Source organism: Stenotrophomonas sp. MYb57 (assembly GCF_002966815.1).
GTDB lineage: Bacteria > Pseudomonadota > Gammaproteobacteria > Xanthomonadales > Xanthomonadaceae > Stenotrophomonas > Stenotrophomonas indicatrix.
The window spans coordinates 4,295,814-4,311,198 of record NZ_CP023271.1 but is presented as its reverse complement, the minus strand read 5'-3'; the positions used below and the strand labels follow the sequence as shown (position 1 = coordinate 4,311,198).

General features: G+C 67.2%; 16 protein-coding genes. 6 read left to right on the top strand and 10 right to left on the bottom strand.

Translation table 11 applies throughout. From position 1 onward, the window contains the following. The first annotated feature begins 8 nt into the window (after window positions 1-8). Entirely contained in the window at window positions 9-611 is a 603-nt protein-coding gene (locus tag CLM74_RS19725; RefSeq protein WP_105165054.1) for a thioredoxin family protein, read from the top strand. 120 nt (window positions 612-731) lie between these two features. Beyond that, a complete protein-coding gene (locus CLM74_RS19720; protein WP_105164783.1) occupies window positions 732-1,871 on the top strand; it encodes a hypothetical protein in 1,140 nt (379 codons plus the stop codon). Window positions 1,872-2,002: 131 nt separating this feature from the next. Here CLM74_RS19720 and CLM74_RS19715 read toward each other — a convergent pair whose 3' ends face one another. Continuing rightward, the gene (locus CLM74_RS19715; RefSeq protein WP_033832409.1) at window positions 2,003-2,230 is read right to left on the bottom strand and encodes a hypothetical protein; all 228 of its coding nucleotides are present in this window, start codon (window positions 2,228-2,230) and stop codon (window positions 2,003-2,005) included. A 534-nt stretch (window positions 2,231-2,764) separates the two neighbouring features. Continuing rightward, on the bottom strand, window positions 2,765-3,259 hold the full coding sequence (locus CLM74_RS19710; RefSeq protein WP_049467584.1) for a MarR family winged helix-turn-helix transcriptional regulator: 495 nt from the start codon (window positions 3,257-3,259) through the stop codon (window positions 2,765-2,767). Between the two features lie 129 nt (window positions 3,260-3,388). On the opposite strand from CLM74_RS19710, the gene hppD reads away from it, so the two are divergent. Further along, window positions 3,389-4,501, top strand: coding sequence for a 4-hydroxyphenylpyruvate dioxygenase (hppD, locus tag CLM74_RS19705; protein ID WP_199776059.1), 1,113 nt, complete (start codon window positions 3,389-3,391; stop codon window positions 4,499-4,501). A gap of 78 nt (window positions 4,502-4,579) precedes the next feature. Beyond that, complete coding sequence (gene hmgA, locus CLM74_RS19700; RefSeq protein ID WP_033832408.1) at window positions 4,580-5,878, top strand: homogentisate 1,2-dioxygenase; 1,299 nt, start codon at window positions 4,580-4,582, stop codon at window positions 5,876-5,878. 329 nt (window positions 5,879-6,207) lie between these two features. On the opposite strand, the gene CLM74_RS19695 is transcribed toward hmgA, so the two are convergent. Then, a complete protein-coding gene (locus CLM74_RS19695; protein WP_105164782.1) occupies window positions 6,208-6,741 on the bottom strand; it encodes a hypothetical protein in 534 nt (177 codons plus the stop codon). A gap of 124 nt (window positions 6,742-6,865) precedes the next feature. Between CLM74_RS19695 and CLM74_RS19690 the strand changes: the two genes are divergently transcribed. Next, a complete protein-coding gene (locus CLM74_RS19690) occupies window positions 6,866-7,510 on the top strand; it encodes a hypothetical protein (RefSeq protein ID WP_025874595.1) in 645 nt (214 codons plus the stop codon). Window positions 7,511-7,583: 73 nt separating this feature from the next. After that, on the top strand, window positions 7,584-8,543 hold the full coding sequence (locus tag CLM74_RS19685; RefSeq protein WP_033832407.1) for a sodium:calcium antiporter: 960 nt from the start codon (window positions 7,584-7,586) through the stop codon (window positions 8,541-8,543). Window positions 8,544-8,651: 108 nt separating this feature from the next. Here CLM74_RS19685 and CLM74_RS19680 read toward each other — a convergent pair whose 3' ends face one another. From CLM74_RS19680 to CLM74_RS19650, 7 genes are all read right to left on the bottom strand, one after another. Beyond that, entirely contained in the window at window positions 8,652-9,038 is a 387-nt protein-coding gene (locus CLM74_RS19680; RefSeq protein ID WP_025874597.1) for a Na+/H+ antiporter subunit G, read from the bottom strand. Beyond that, the gene (locus CLM74_RS19675; protein WP_025874598.1) at window positions 9,035-9,319 is read right to left on the bottom strand and encodes a K+/H+ antiporter subunit F; all 285 of its coding nucleotides are present in this window, start codon (window positions 9,317-9,319) and stop codon (window positions 9,035-9,037) included. Before CLM74_RS19675 ends, CLM74_RS19680 begins: the two co-directional genes overlap by 4 nt. Beyond that, a complete protein-coding gene (locus CLM74_RS19670; protein WP_105164781.1) occupies window positions 9,316-9,822 on the bottom strand; it encodes a Na+/H+ antiporter subunit E in 507 nt (168 codons plus the stop codon). The genes CLM74_RS19675 and CLM74_RS19670 overlap by 4 nt, the downstream gene beginning before the upstream one ends. Further along, a complete protein-coding gene (locus tag CLM74_RS19665; protein ID WP_025874600.1) occupies window positions 9,819-11,354 on the bottom strand; it encodes a monovalent cation/H+ antiporter subunit D in 1,536 nt (511 codons plus the stop codon). The genes CLM74_RS19670 and CLM74_RS19665 overlap by 4 nt, the downstream gene beginning before the upstream one ends. Further along, window positions 11,351-11,728: a Na+/H+ antiporter subunit C gene (locus CLM74_RS19660; protein WP_025874601.1), complete on the bottom strand. Its 378-nt coding sequence runs from the start codon at window positions 11,726-11,728 to the stop codon at window positions 11,351-11,353. The genes CLM74_RS19665 and CLM74_RS19660 overlap by 4 nt, the downstream gene beginning before the upstream one ends. Beyond that, window positions 11,728-14,556 carry a monovalent cation/H+ antiporter subunit A gene (locus tag CLM74_RS19655; RefSeq protein WP_032976643.1) on the bottom strand — a complete coding sequence of 943 codons (2,829 nt, stop codon included), beginning with the start codon at window positions 14,554-14,556 and terminating at the stop codon, window positions 11,728-11,730. The genes CLM74_RS19660 and CLM74_RS19655 overlap by 1 nt, the downstream gene beginning before the upstream one ends. A gap of 332 nt (window positions 14,557-14,888) precedes the next feature. Continuing rightward, window positions 14,889-15,374, bottom strand: a complete 486-nt coding sequence (locus CLM74_RS19650; protein ID WP_025874603.1) for an Mpo1-like protein — start codon at window positions 15,372-15,374, stop codon at window positions 14,889-14,891. Window positions 15,375-15,385 lie beyond the last annotated feature (11 nt).

Sequence of the window (15,385 nt, the reverse complement as noted above, 5' to 3'; positions counted from 1 at the left end):
TAGTGGGCATGCGTACAACGTTCGGTGGTGCAGTGGTGGCAGTGGTGTGTGCGGCGCTGATCGGCGCCTGTTCGCAGCCTCAACCTCCCGCGGCCCCCGAGCCCACGCGGCCCCTCGACACCCGCCCCACCGAGCCACCGGTCGCTGACCCCAGCGAACCGGTGGCCTCGGGGAACACCCCGGCGGCGGCCGACATCGCCGCCATTGCCGGGCTTGGCGCGCAGTTCGACCCGGCCCGCAATCCCGTTGCCGACCTGGAAACGGCCAAGGTCGAGGCCCAGCGCGGCAACAAACGCATCATTCTGGAAGTGGGCAACGCCGCGTGCGAGCCCTGCCATGCGCTGGATGAAGCCGTGGAAGGCAATGGCGATCTGCGCCGCTTCCGTGATGCCCACTACGTGTGGGTGAAGGTCAACGACAGCGCCGAGAACCCGAACGCGGCGTTCCTCGGCCAGTTCCCGCCGCTCGAAGGCGAGCACCCGCACCTGCTGGTGATCGATGCCGACGGCACCCTGCTGGCGCCGCAGCCCAGCGAAGCAATGCGCAAGGGCAATGCCGTGCAGACCGCACGCGTGATGGCGTTCCTCAAGCAGTGGGTACCTGATCGGTAGCGCCCGGCGTTTCCCGCCCGCTGCCCGGCCATCCACGCGTGGCGTGGATCTACAGATCATTACCCTTCGGCCGTTAATGGCAAGGACCTCACTGCGCCACCCGGCGCGACCGGAGCGCCCATGCACAGCGACCACGCCGAACGCCTGCCCGAACCTGCCAGCCCGTTGGCCGAAGGAGAGGCACCCGATGGCGTGAGCCTGCCTGCGCAGGAAGCCCTGCTGGATGACGCCGGCACCGGCGACGACACGCTGGAGTTGGCACCGCCGCGGCATCGGCTGCCGCAGATCGCCCTGCCCGACAACGTGGTGCTGAAAGGCGCGGTGCAGAAGCTGGTGGAACAGAAGGCGCGGCTGGATCGACTCGCCGCCGAAGGACAGCTGGCCGGCCTGCTGCCGCCGGAATGGCACGGCAACGGCGTGCGTGCCATCGACCTGTCCAGTTTCGTGCAGGGCGTGCTGCCGTTCCTGCAGCCCGCTGAGCGTGGTGAAACCGCACCAGCCCGCCTGCCGGTGCGCCATGTGCTGGGCGACGACAGCCGCTGGGGCCTGGCCGACGTGCCCGAACCGAAGTCACTGGCCTGGTACCTGGCCAGCGATGACCGCGCCAACGCGGGCAGCAAGGATGTCGCCGAGGCCTATCTGGTCGGCGCGCTTGGCCTGGCCTGGATGCAGGAAGGGCGCAGCCGTCCCGGCTTCCTGCGTGCGATGGACCAGGACAGCCTGGCGGCCCGGGTGACCATGCTGGGCTACCCGCCGCCGAGCGAGCTGGCGTTGTACAGCGTGACCGCACACGGCCAGCCGCAGATCTGGTGTGTGCATGGGCGGCGCAGGCTGCGTCCGCTGGTGGCGCCATGGCTGAGCGTGCCGCTGCTGACCGCCTATGGCGTGCCGGCACCGGTGGCGTGGCCGGGCAGCTTCCCGCCCGTCGAGGCCGTGGCCGAGGCGATTGCCGCCGCGCGTCCGGGCAAGCTGTTGCCGGAAGTGGATCTGGGCAAAGTGGTAGCGAAGATCGCCGAAGATGCCTCGTCCGAAGCGTGGCAGCCGGTCAGCCTGCTGCAGCTCAACACCTGGTCGCCGCGCTGGCCGTTCTTCCTGGGCACCTTCGTCGGCCTGCCGTCGCTGCTGCTGGTCACTGCCGCACTGGCGTTGCCTGGGGCGGTCGAAGCGGCCACTGTTGCCGCCTCGCTGGGCTTTGCCGGTGGCGCCATCGGCGCGCTTGCGGTGCCGTGGATCCATGCGCGGCGCAAGCATCTGAGCTGATCGAGTGGGTCATCCACGCATGGCGTGGATCTACTGGGAAGCGCCATAGCGCACCCACATATGGTGCGGATCCATCCGTGTGCGTGATGCGGTAGATCCACGCCATGCGTGGATGCTCCTCCATCCGCCTCTCAGGGTTCGGCAATCACCCGCAACGCACTGGCATAGCCCTTGGCGAGACTGGTCAGGTCAAGCAGCCGGTTCAACGACAGCAGCAAGCCTGGCTGGCAGGCCTTCAGGCGATGATGCTCAAGCCAGGCCTCGGTGACGGTTTCCAATGTGGCCAAGGCCTCATCGATGCGCTGCAGGTCGGCATCGCGGTCGATGGGCCCGGTGGTGGGGTGATGGGGGCGTGTCATGGCGAAGCTCCGTAGCGGGCCGCCGGGAAGGCGGCAGGCGGTGCGTGGTTGAAAGACCGTGATCCGAAGGAGAACGGCGGCCATGCGGCCCCACGCACCGCCCGCCAGAGCAGGGCAGCGCGAGTCGTTGCCGCCCGCGATGGGCGGCGACGGGTGCGGCGTGGTTTCCTTCGGATCATCGGGCTTTCAACCCCGGCAGCGGAGCGCCGCTGCGTTCCCACCCTCAGGCCTGTGCAGCCCGCCGTCCAATAGGCCATGCCACTCGATGCGCGAATGTCGATACAGCCGCTCTGTGGATCAGGACTCTACCGGCCCCATTCCGAGACATCAGGCGGTAAACGCGACATGTTGAGTCGAACCCGGCCGAAAGACCGTTCGTCGGCGGGCCATGAACGCCGCGCGTTGCACGTCATCAATGGCCTGCGCCGGATCCCTCACAGCGCAGCCCGCGACATCATCCACGCGTGGCGTGGATCCATGTGTCGACCAAGGTCGACACCTACCAAGGGCGGCGAGGGCGCCGCCCCGAAGGGGTCAGACCCCTTCGCCCATCCGCTCCAGGCCATCGCCGGCCAGGCGCAGGATCAGCTTCTCCAGCACCTGCTCCTCTTCCTCGCTCAGCACCGACATCAACTTGCGGGTGATCTCGATCACCATCGGCGCGATCGTTTCGTATACCTCGAACCCCGCCGCCGACAGCGCCAACACCGAACGGCGGCGGTCATCGCCATGCGTCTCACGCTTGATGAAACCGCGCTCCAGCAGGCGGGCCACCGCGCGGCTGACCGCGACCTTGTCCATTGCCGTGCGGTCGGAGACCTCGCTGGCGGACGACCCGGGGTACAGCGCCAGGATGGTGATCACCCGCCACTCCGGAATGGCCAGGCCATAGCGGTCGCCGTACAGCTTGGCGATGTTGCCGCTGACCCGGTTGGACAGCACGCTCAGCCGGTACGGCAGGAACTGTTCCAGGTCGAGCAGGACGTGGGAGGCACGCAGGCGGGTGGAAACGGGATCGGCGGGGCTCATGTTGCGGTGCACCTTGCTGGTGGTTTCAAGTGTAACTATAAGTGTTGGGTCCGTACCCTGCATTCTCGCCGGGTCCAACCCCGCCCGCACCTGGTTTGTGCCGATGCGGCACCGATTCGGAGCCACGCCATGAATACCGCAGTCCCGTCCGCCTCGCATCCCAACCCCGGCATGCAGGTCACCACCTTCGAAAACCCGATGGGCATCGACGGCTTCGAGTTCGTCGAATTCGCCGCACCGGCCGGCCGTGGTGCCGAGCTGCACGAGTACTTCCGCAAGATGGGCTTCAGCGCGGTGCTCAAGCACAAGCAGCGTCCGATTACCGTCTATCGCCAGGGCGACGTCAACTTCCTGGTCAATGAAGACCCCGATTCGTTCGCCGCCGACTTCGCTGAAAAGCACGGCCCGTGCGCCTGCGGCTTCGCCATCCGCTTCAAGAAGCCGGGCGCGGAGGTCTACCAGACCGCGCTGGGCAATGGCGCCGAAGCCATCGCCTTCAAGCCGGAGAGCAAGGCGGTGAGCGCCCCGGTCATCAAGGGCATCGGTGACTGCATGCTGTACCTGGTGGACCGCTACGGCGAAGCCGGCAGCATCTTCGATGGCGACTACGAGCTGATCGCCGGCGCCGAGCTGCGCCCGAAGGGCTTCGGCCTGACCTTCATCGACCACCTGACCCACAACCTGTACTTCGGCAACATGCAGCAGTGGTCGGACTATTACGAGCGCCTGTTCAACTTCCGCGAGATCCGCTACTTCGACATCAAGGGCCTGAAGACCGGCCTGGTGTCCAAGGCGATGACCGCGCCGGATGGCATCGTGCGCATTCCGCTGAACGAATCGTCCGACCCGAAGAGCCAGATCAACGAGTACCTGGATGCGTACAAGGGCGAGGGCATCCAGCACATCGCCTGCTTCACCGAGAACATCTACGAAACGGTCGAAGCCATGCGCGCGCAGGGCGTGGATTTCCTCGACACGCCGGAGACCTACTTCGATGTGATCGACCAGCGCGTGCCGAACCACGGTGAGGACGTCGCCCGCCTGGCGAAGAACAAGATCCTGATCGACGCCGACCCGGAAACCCACCAGCGCAAGCTGCTGCAGATCTTCACCCAGAACTGCATCGGCCCGATCTTCTTCGAGATCATCCAGCGCAAGGGCAACGAAGGCTTCGGCGAAGGCAACTTCACCGCGCTGTTCGAGAGCATCGAACGCGACCAGATCCGCCGCGGCGTGCTGTAAGGTTTCCACAACGGCACCTTCTCCACCGGTAGCGCCGGGCCATGCCCGGCGGCTTTCCCCAGGCTTCCAGGAACCCCCATGTCTTCCTCCATCACCGCCCGCGGCTACCAGTCCGGTTTCGGCAACGAGTTCGCCAGCGAGGCCGTGCCCGGTGCGCTGCCCGTCGGCCAGAACTCGCCGCAGAAGGTGGCCCATGGCCTGTATGCCGAGCAGCTGACCGGTACCGCATTCACCGCACCGCGCGGCAGCAATCGCCGCAGCTGGCTGTACCGGATCCGTCCGGCGGTTACCCACGGTGAGTTCACTCCCTTCGCGCAATCGCAGCTGCAGTGCGATTTCAGTGCACAGCCGGCTTCGCCGAACCAGCTGCGCTGGAGCCCGCTGCCGCTGCCGGAACTGCCCACCGATTTCGTCGAAGGCCTGTACACCATGGGCGGCAACGGCTCGCCCGACGCGCATGCCGGTGTCGGCATCCATCTGTACGCGGCCAACCGTGACATGGTCGGCCGCTACTTCTACGACGCCGACGGCGAACTGCTGATCGTGCCGCAGCTGGGCAGCCTGCGCCTGCTGACCGAGCTGGGCGTGATCGAAATCGAACCGCAGCAGATCGCGGTGATTCCGCGCGGCGTGCGCTTCCGCGTCGAGCTGCCGGATGGCCCGAGCCGCGGCTACATCTGCGAGAACTTCGGCGCACTGCTGAAGCTGCCCGACCTGGGCCCGATCGGTTCCAACGGCCTGGCCAATCCGCGCGATTTCGAGACTCCGCATGCCGCGTTCGAAGACGTCGACGGCGATTTCGAACTGATTGCCAAGTTCGACGGCCGCCTGTGGCGTGCGCCGATCAATCATTCGCCGCTGGACGTGGTCGCCTGGCACGGCAACTACGCGCCGTACCGCTATGATCTGCGCCGCTTCAACACCATCGGCTCGATCAGCCACGACCACCCGGATCCGTCGATCTTCCTGGTGCTGCACTCGCCCAGCGACACCCCGGGCACCAGCAACATGGACTTTGCGATCTTCCCGCCGCGCTGGCTGGTGGCGCAGAACACGTTCCGCCCGCCGTGGTTCCACCGCAATATCGCCAGCGAGTTCATGGGCCTGGTGCATGGTGCCTACGACGCCAAGGCCGAAGGCTTCGTGCCGGGCGGTGCGTCGCTGCACAACTGCATGAGCGGCCACGGTCCGGATGCCCCGACCTTCGACAAAGCCTCCAATGCGGACCTGTCCAAGCCGGATGTGATCAAGGACACCATGGCCTTCATGTTCGAGACCCGCGGGGTGATCCGCCCGACCGCGCAGGCGCTGGCAGCAAGCCACCGGCAGGGCGATTACCAGCAGTGCTGGAACGGCCTGCGCAACAATTTCCGTTGATCGTCTGCATCCACGCATGGCGTGGATCTATCGGGAATCACGATACCGTATCCACGCATGGCGTGGATCTACCGGAAAGCGCGATATCGCATCCACGCATGGCGTGGATCTACCGGGAAGCGCGATGCCGTATCCACGCATGGCGTGGATCTACCGGGAAGCGCGATGCCGTATCCACGCATGGCGTGGATCTACCGGGAAGCGCGATATCGCATCCACACATGACGTGGATCTACCGGGAATCGCGATATCGCGTGCACGCGTGACGTGGATCCATCCGGGCACGTGATGCAGTAGATCCACGCCATGCGTGGATGCTGTTCACCGGTTCAGGCAATGGCCGCGAACGCACTGCAATGCTCCACCGGCAGCGCCTCCATCAGCCGCTGCCGCACGCGCTGGCAGTACCCTTCCGAGGTCAGCGCCGGCAGCACCTGCAGCGCCGATTGCATCACCCGCAGCACCTCGCCTTCGGCACGCGCCTGCTGCAGGTCGCGGAACAGCGCCGCTGCGTTGGGATGCCGCTGCATCTCCAGGATTCCCAGCACATAGATGCGCGCGGCGACCAGCGAGCGGCGGCGCTCGACCGCCGCAGAAGCGGCAGTGACTGACGGCGCCAGTGGAGCCGGCATCGCAACCGGCGCAGGTGGCGTGGAGGCGGGTGCGTCCGCAGCGGTCACCAGGTAGCCGCCCTGGATCAGCTGGATCACCATCGCTGCCGCGTCCTGCCCAAGCAGTGCGGTCAGCTCGGCGATGCTGCGCTGGCCATCACACAGGATCAGCAGGCGTCGCTGGCGCATGTCCAGCGGTGCGCGGTGGGCCTGCAGCGCGGTTCGGGCGAGGTCGGTCTTGCGCGGTTGCATGGGGAGGACAGCCAAGTCGGTGCTCGCCCAGCCTGAATGAGGGCGATGAAACCGCGATGACAATGCAGCGCCTGCACGCCGGCTGCGGTAGCGTGCACCCACCCTGTGCCAAGGATCCGCACCGATGAAGCATCTCCCGATGGCCGGCCTGCTGCTGTTGTCGTTGGCCGCCTGCAACCGTAGTCCCGACACCGCCGCACCGGCAGCGCCGCCCGCGGCCACCGCACCGGCGAAGGATGCCTCCGTTCCCGCCGACGCCGACCTGGCCACCGCTTCGCCGGTGGATCCGCGCAGCGACAGCCCGGCACGCCTGGATGGCTTCGGCGGCGCCACGCTGGGCGCAGGCATCGCCGAGGTCCGCAGTGGCTTCGGCACCCCCTTGCAGGGTCTGGGTACCGACGCCACTGGCAAGCCGCTGCCTGCCGACGATGCCAATGAAGGCTGCTACTTCCTGCGCCCGCAGGGGGCCGAAGACCCGCGCCTGATGTTCGAAGCGCGCAAGCTGGTCCGCTACGACGTACGCAGCCCGTCCATCGTCGCTCCCGGTGGCGGCCGGGTCGGCATGACCCTGGGCGAGCTGCAGGTGCTCTATCCCGAGCGCGCCGACGTCGGTCCTGACAAGTACGACGACAAGGCCCAGCACCTGCGCGTGCGCCCGGCGCAGGACGGAGCGGCGATCATCGATTTCGCCCTCGGCGCTGACGGCAAGGTCGGCGCCTGGCGGGTCGGCAGGACCCCGCAGGTGGACTACGCCGAAGGCTGCGGCTGATCGGCCATCCTCGGCTCACCCGCCGCGGGTGGGCCGAGCGTAGAATCGCGCCACGACCGCTGGGGAGCGCCCGATGATCGCTATTGCTATTGCCTGGTTCCTGCTCGGCCTGCTGTTGCTGGCCCTGGGTGGGGACTCCATCGTCAAAGCCGTGTCCGGCCTGGCGCAGCGTTTCGGCGCCAGTGCATTCACCGCAGGCCTGCTGTTGCTGGGTATCACCACCTCGCTGCCGGAGCTGGCGGTCAACGCCCGCGCGCTGGTGGTGGGCCAGCCGGAGCTGGCCTTGGGCAATGCCGTCGGCAGCAGCGTGGTCAACCTCGGCCTGACCCTGGCGGTGGCCGCGATGGTCGCGCCGTTGCTGCTGCGCGCGCGCCTGCAGGCCGTGCTGTGGTGGGGGCTGCTGGCCGCGGGCCTGCTGCTGATCGTGTTCGGGCTCGATGGCCGCCTGCTGCGCTGGGAGGCCGGCGTGCTGGTGGCCGGGTTCGTGGTGGTGCAGTTCCTGCTGCTGCGTCGCGGACGCCATGAGAGCGCCGAGGTACAGGCGATCATTGCCGAGTCAGCCCTGAGCCGCACCAGCCTGCCGTTGAACGTACTGCGCCTGCTGGTTGCGGCACTGGCGTTGTATTGGGGCGCGCGCCTGGTGGTCGGTGCCGCCGCTGATTTCGGCGCCGCGCTGGGCTGGACGCCGCTGCTGGTGGGTCTGCTGCCGGTGGCGATCGGCACTGCGTTGCCGGAGGTGGCGGCCGCGGTCGCGGCAGCACGCCGTGGTCACGGCGACATGGTGCTGGGCCACGTGCTCGGCTCCAGCGTGGTCAACCTGATGCTGGTGATCGGTGCGATGGGGCTGCTGCAGCCGCTGGCGTTGCCAGCCTCGTTCGTGCGCCTGGAACTGCCGGCGGTGCTGGCCTTCGCACTGGTGCTGTACCCGATGCTGCGCGGCGACCTTCGCATCAGCCGCATCGAAGGTGCGGTACTGCTGGGCGCGTTCGTGGCCTGGCTGGGGCTGGAAATCGCGCTGGTCACACCGGTCTGAGATAGTGCCGGCCGCTGGCCGGCAACCTCGGCGAACTCGCAGCCAGGCATGGCCTGGCTCTACTGGCGGTTATCCGGGGTCGTGCCGACCAACGGTCGGCACCCACCGTCAACGCGCGGTGGTTTCCTCTTCCCGCTCCGGTTCCGGCGGGGGCAGCTGCTCGTCTTCGGCACGCTCGTTGCCCGGCAGGCTGGGGCGCGTTTCCATCAGCAGCGACAGTGCGGCCTTGGCCATCAGGTGCGCGCTGATCGGTGCGGTGATGAACAGGAACACGGTGATCAGCAGCTCGCGCGGCTGCGGGTCCTGGCCCAGGAAGATGTGGTAGCACACCGAGCACACCAGCACGCAGCCCACGCCCAGCGTGCTGGCCTTGGTCGGTGCGTGCAGGCGCTTGAAGAAGGTGGACAGCTTCACCAGGCCCAGTGCGCCGACCAGGATGAAGAAGCAGCCGAACAGCAGCAGGATCGACAGCGCGATCTGGATGAAGGTGATCATTCGACGATGTCCCGGCGCAGCACGAACTTGCTCAGCACCACGGTGCTGCCGAAGCCGAGCATGGCGATGATCAGTGCCGCCTCGAAGTAGATCGCCGAATTGAGGTACATGCCGAACAGCATCAGCTCGGCGATGGCGGTCACCGACAGCGTATCCAGTGCAAGGATGCGGTCGGGCACGGTCGGCCCGCGCAGCAGGCGCCAGGTGGCCAGCAGCATGGCCAGGCCGACCACGTGCATGCACACCACCAGGGTGGTCTGGATGATCTGGAATCCAGTCATGGGAAGATCTCCATCAACGGGGCTTCATAACGGCGCTTGATCGTGTCGATCAGCTCCTGCGGGTCTTCCAGGTGCAGCACGTGCACCAGCAGGAATTTGCGGTCATCGCTGAGGGCGGCCGACACCGTGCCGGGGGTCAGAGTGATCATGCTGGTCAGCGCGGCGATGCCGTGGATGTTGGCGATGTCCAGCGGCAGCCAGATGAAACCGGGGTGGATGTTCTTTTCCGGGCCCAGCACCTGGATGGCCACGCGGATGTTGGACATCAGGATGTCCCACAGGGTCACGAACAGCAGCTTCGGCAGCGGCCGCAGTGTGCCGATGCGGGCGAACTCGCGGTCCAGGCGCGCGGCGAACAGCGGAATGATCACGCCCAGCAGCAGGCCCAGCAGGAACTGGCCGAGCGTGAAGCTGTCGGACATCAACAGCCAGAACACCACCACCATCACGCTCAGCGCGGGCGAGGGCAGCAGGCGGCGGATCGGGGAACGCTTGGCGGTCATGGCTGGCGGATCTCCGGCGTGGTCGCGCGCAACTGCTGCACGTAGTCGCCCGGCTGCAGCAGCTGGGTGGCGATGGCGTCGGTGTGCTGCATCAGCGGGGCAGCGAACAAGGTCATGCCGATGCCGTACGCCAGCAGGATGCAGGCCGCAAACAGCTCCACACGGCGCAGTGGTGCCTTGCGCGGTGGCGGTGCATCGGGATCGGGCAGCGGCACGCGCCAGAACAGGCGGATGCCGCCGCGGGTCAGGCCCATGATGACCAGCAGGCTGCTGACCAGCACTGCGGTCCACACCGCGCCGGTGTACTGCGCCGGCATGCCGGCCAACAGCGCGGCCTTGGCCAGGAAGCCGGACAGCGGCGGCAGGCCGGCCACCGACACCGCTGCGATCAGGAACAGCACGGCCGGGGTCTCCTTGCCGGGCATCGGTGCGATCACTTCCTTGCGGTCGCTGGCGCCGCCACGGCGGCGTCGGATCAGGTCGGCGACCAGGAACAGTGCGGCGGCGACGAAGCTGCTGTGCGGCAGGTAGTACAGGCCGGCCGACAGCACCTCAGGCGTGCCCACCGAGAAGGCGATGAACAACGTGGCCGCCGAGACGATCACCAGATACGAAATCAGCACGCGCAGGCGCGCGGCGGCCAACGCGCCCAGGCCACCCAGCACCAGCGTCGCTACGCCGGCCCACAGCAGCCAGTCGCGGCCGTAGCCGGCCATCGCCCCCGCATCCTCGCCGAACCACAGCATCTGGATGCGCAGCACGGCATACAGGCCCACTTTGGTCATGATCGCGAACAGCGCCGCCACCGCCGCCGGCGCACGCGCATACGATTCGGGCAACCACAGGTACAGCGGCATCAGCGCGGCCTTGGCACAGAACACCAGCAGCAACAGGCCCATGGTCGCCTTCACCAGGGTCAGCTGCGCAGGCGGCACTTCGGCGATGCGCTGCGAGAGCTCGGCCATGTTCAATGAACCCAGCGAGGCGTACAGCAGGCCCAGTGCGATCAGGAACAGGGTCGAGGCGGTGACGTTGAACACCACGTAGTGCAGGCCGATGCGCATGCGCAGGCCACGGCCGCCACTGAGCAGCAGGCCGTAGGAGGCGATCAGCATCACCTCGAAGAATACAAACAGGTTGAAGATGTCGCCGGTCAGGAAGGCGCCGTTGAGGCCGACCAGCTGGAACTGGAACAGCGCATGGAAGTGCGGTGCGCGCCGGTCCCAACCCGAACACGCATGCAGCAGGCAGGGGATGGCCAGCAGCAGGGTGGTCAGCAGCATCCACGCCGACAGCCGGTCGGCCACCAGTGCGATGCCCAGGCGCGACGGCCAGTCACCCAGCAGGTACACGCGGATGTCGCCGCCAGCGGTGTCGGCGAACAACAGGCCGACCACCACCGCCAGCGCGCCCAGTGCGGTCCACGCCACGGCGCGCTGCACCTTCGGCCCATAGCGGCGGTGTTCGACGAACAGCGACAGCGCAGCGCCAAGCAGCGGTACCAGGATCGGCAGGATCACCAGATGATTCATGCGCGGTCCTCGCCCCGGCGCGGCGGTGCATCGTCGTCCGGCTCGTGCGCGTCCACGTGGTCACTGTGGTTGTCGCTGCGGCTGCGCATGGCCAGCACGATGCTGACGGCGGTCATCGCAAAGGCAATGACGATGGCGGTCAGCACCAGCGCCTGTGGCAGCGGATCGGTGTAGTTGCCCAGGTGGCTCTCCACGCCTTCCTGCAGCACCGGCGCCTTGCCCTGCACCACGCGGCCGCCGGCGAAGATCAGCAGGTTGGTGGCGTAGGACAGGAAGGTCATGCCGAGGATCACATCGAAGCTGCGCGCGCGCAGCAGCAGGTAGATGCCGATGGCGGTCAGCACGCCGATCGCAGAGGCCAGGGCCAGTTCCATCAGTGCATCTCCCCCGTTCGTGCCGAGCGGCGTTGCAGGTCGATCTCGCCCTTGCGCGCGGTGCGCGTCCGCGAGGGTTTGACGGTGGCCATCATCGACAGCATCAGCATCGCGCCACCGAACACCACCAGGTACACGCCGATATCAAAACCAATCGCGCTGGCCAGCGGTACATCGCCGATCAACGGCAGGTGCAGGTCCAGGTGGCCGCTGGTCAGGAACGGCACGCCGAACAGCATCGACGCGGCGCCACTGAGGATGGCGATCAGCAGGCCGGTACCGATGCAGCGGATGTAGTCGAAGCCGAAGCGTGACTCCACCGAGGCGGTGCCCTGGATCACGTACTGGATCAGCAGCGGCACCGCCAGCACCAGGCCGGCGATGAAGCCGCCGCCCGGCGCGTTGTGGCCGCGCAGGAACAGGAAGATGGAGACCGTCAGGGTCAGCGGGAACATGATCTGGGCCAGATCGGCCGGCACCGGCAGCTTGATCGGCGGACCGGGCATGATCTGCTCCGGCGCCATCCGCGTGCGACGCAGCAGCGCATGCACGACCAGTGCGGCAATGCCGAACACGGTGATCTCGCCGAAGGTATCGAAGCCGCGGAAGTCGACCAGGATCACGTTGACCACGTTCTGGCCGTACGCCTCGGGCAGGGCGCGGGCAAGCAGCTCGCCGGCCATGGTGTTCGGCGGCAGGGTCATCGCGCTGTAGGCCAGCGCGCCCAGGCCGGCACCGGCCACGATCGCGATCAGCGCATCACGGCGCTTGCGCCAGCGCGGCCGCTCCGGGCCGGACTGTGCCGGCAGGTAGTTCATGCCCAGCAGCATCAGCACCAGGGTCACCATCTCCACCAGCAGCTGGGTCAGCGCCAGGTCCGGTGCGGACAGGAACACGAAGGTCAGCGCCACCATCAGGCCGACGCCGCCGACCAGCAGCACGGCCAGCAGGCGCTGCTTGTACATGCGCAGGGTCGCCACCGCGCAGGACATCATCACCAGCCACAACGCCCAGCCCAGCAGCGGTATCGGCTGCGGTCTGGTCCATTCCGGCGAGGCCGGGTTGGCAATGTAGGGCGCGGCGGCGACCACGATCGCCACCAGCACCAGGCCCAGCAGCATGCGCTGCAGGCTGCCGTTGGCGATGCCGGCGGTCAACCGCTGCGCACCGGCCGACAGCAGGTCCAGCTGGTGGTGGAAGACGTTGCGTCCGGGCGTGGTGTTGGTTACCGCGTGCAGATCGATCAGCTTGCGCAGGCCGAAGTAGAGGGCCACGCCACCGACCACGCCAGCGGCGCTCATCGCCAGCGGCAGGTTGAAGCCATGCCAGATCGACAGGTTGTACTCGGGCATCGCGCTGCCGAGGATCGAGGCGGCTGCCGCGTGCAATACCGGGGCCACGGTCACGGCCGGGGCGATACCCACCGCCACGCAGATCACCACCAGGATCTCCACCGGCACCTTCATCCAGCGCGGCGGCTCATGCGGCACGCGGTCCAGGCCATGCGGGCCCTTGCCGAAGAACGTGTCGTGCACGAAGCGCAGGCTGTAGGCCACGCCGAACACACCAGCCAGCAGCGCGGCGATCGACACCGCCGTGCGCATGGTGTCGGTGCCACCGGCCGACAGCGCTTCGGCGAACAGCATTTCCTTGGACAGGAAGCCGTTGAGCAGCGGGATGCCGGCCATCGCCAGCGAGGCGATGATCGCCAGCGCGCTGGTGAACGGCATCAGCCTGCGCAGGCCACCCAGCTTGCGCATGTCACGGGTGCCGGTCTCGTGGTCGATGATGCCGGCGGCCATGAACAGCGAGGCCTTGAAGGTGGCGTGGTTGATGATGTGGAACACGCCGGCGACCACCGCCATCGGCGTGGACAGGCCGAACAGCAGGGTGATCAGGCCCAGGTGCGAGATCGTCGAATAGGCCAGCAGGCCCTTCAGGTCATGCTGGAAGATCGCGTTCCAGGCACCGATCAGCAGGGTGATCGCACCGATGCCGCTGACCGTATAGAAGAACAGATCGCTGCCGGCCAATGCCGGATGCAGGCGCGCCAGCAGGAACACCCCCGCCTTCACCATGGTGGCCGAGTGCAGGTAGGCCGACACCGGGGTGGGCGCGGCCATCGCATGCGGCAGCCAGAAGTGGAACGGGAACTGCGCGCTCTTGGTGAAGATGCCCGCCAGCACCAGGAACAGGGCATAGGGGTACAGCGCGCTGGCGCGGATCTGCTCGCCGGCGGCCAGCACCACGTCCAGGTCGAAGCTGCCGACGATGCGGCCGATCAGCAGCACGCCGGCCAGCAGCGCCAGGCCGCCGCCACCGGTGATCACCAGCGCCATCCGCGCGCCCTCGCGCGCGTCCTGGCGGTGCGACCAGAAACCGATCAGCAGGAACGAGCTGATGCTGGTCATTTCCCAGAAGACCATCAGCAGCAACAGGTTGCCCGACAGCACCATGCCCAGCATGGCGCCCATGAACAGCAACAGGTAGGTATAGAAGCGGTGCGCGTTGTCCTGGCTGCTGAGGTAATAGCGCGCATACAGCACCACCAGCGCGCCGATGCCCAGCACCAGCCCGGCGAACATCCAGGCCAAGCCATCCAGGCGCAGGGTGAAGTCCAGGCCGATCTGCGGCAGCCACGGAACCATCGTGCGCACCACCTGGCCATCAAGCACCGATGGGGTCAGCCAGGCGAGAATCGCCAGCCCGCCCAACGGCGCCAGCGCCGCCAGCCAGGCAGCAGTCGAGCGCGAACTACGGGGGAAGGCTGCGACAGCCACTGCCATGAGGAACGGCAGGGCCAGCAGCAGGGGCAGGCTGGGGAGCATGCAGGGAATCCATGATTCACGAGCAGGTCAGGGAGCATAACAGGCTGCCAAATGTCGCCGAAACCCATTGAACAGCGATCAATTGCATGTAACGTGCGCTGATTCATTTTTTCTGCGATGCAGCATGCCGCGCGGATGACCCATCAGGACCCGGTGGGCAGGTCCACCCTACGCACACGCAGGGACAGCGCAGCCCCTGTCGCACAGGGACCGCCGCCGCTGGGCGGGGCAAGGTGAGGAGGTCACCGCGGCAGGCTGGCAGGCGCGCCGTGCAGTGTCGGTGACGGGATCTGCCCGTTCAGGAAACGAAGGCGTCGACGCGGCGACGCTGGTCAGTAACGCCAGTCGAGCTTGCGATAGGCCTTGGCCATCACCCACGCCGGGCCGATCAGCAGGTAGGTCAGGTCGGTCAGGAAGCTGGGCTTGCGGCCTTCGAACTTGTGGCCGATGAACTGCGCGATCCAGGCGACGACGAATACGCCGATGGCCAGCGAGCGCAGGTTGTGCAGGCCGATTTCCGCTTCCAGCAGCCGGCACAGGCAGCCGAACACGAAGAACTGGATGAGCATGCCGATGCCCAGCGGACGCGACAGCTTGTTGTAGAAGCACCACGCGCTGAACATCGCGAACGCCGACCAGATGCCGTACTGGAACCAGGTGATCAGCGGCGGCACGCACCACAGCAGGGCCACCACCGACCACAGGATCGCCGGCACCGCCACCACGTGGATGCGCTGGTTGACCACATTGCGGTGGTCGTCGGAGTAGCTGGCGAAATAGCGGTCGATCGGACGCGCAAGCTGGGTGCTGGTCTGCATGTGGCCAGCAT